Source organism: Vibrio sp. 1562 (assembly GCF_033340155.1).
GTDB classification, from domain to species: Bacteria; Pseudomonadota; Gammaproteobacteria; order Enterobacterales; family Vibrionaceae; genus Vibrio; species Vibrio alginolyticus.
The window spans coordinates 1-701 of the sequence record NZ_JAWOVY010000351.1; the positions used below are offsets into that span (position 1 = coordinate 1).

Consider the following 701-nt stretch of genomic DNA (forward strand, 5'->3'; position numbering starts at 1 on the left):
CAACATCGCTAAACCACCACCTAACCAAGAGCCAAAACGGTGTATTCCGCTAGAGAAGTTGCGTGCTTGATAAAGCTCTTCATATAGCCATGACTGTTTGAAATGGCTTTGGTAGTCGGCAATAACCGATTGATTTGAAATCGCTTCAAAAACGGCTTCAGCGGCGAGTACCCCCGACTTCATCGCGGTATGCGTGCCTTTGATTTTCGCGCTATTGAGCGTACCTGCATCACAGCCAATTAGTAATCCCCCAGCAAATTGTTGGGTCGGAAGGGAGTGAAATCCGCCTTTGGCAATCGCCCTAGCCCCATAGCTGATGCGCTTACCGTTTTTCAGGTACTGCTCAATCAACGGGTGATGTTTAAAACGCTGAAATTCGTCAAACGGACTCAGGTGGGGATTTTCGTAATTAAGGTCAACAATCAGGCCAACTGCGACTTGGTTGCCCTCAAGATGATAAAGATAACTGCCACCACTCGCTTCGTTTGCCAACGGCCAACCTAATCCATGAACAACCAATCCTTGCTGATGTTGCTCTGCAGGTATATCCCACAGCTCTTTAAAGCCAATCGCATAGTGCTGAGGCGTTTTATCATCAGCTAAATCAAATTTGTTAATCAGTTGCTTACCGATATGTCCACGTGCACCTTCGGCAAACAGAGTAAACTTAGCGCGAAGCTCAATACCCGGCTCAAAATTGG

Annotated in this window: 1 protein-coding gene; it reads right to left on the reverse strand. The window is 46.9% G+C overall.

From position 1 onward, the window contains the following. On the reverse strand, window positions 1–701 hold a 701-nt coding region (locus R7Z49_RS25135; RefSeq protein ID WP_318112405.1), incomplete at both ends, for an NAD(P)/FAD-dependent oxidoreductase.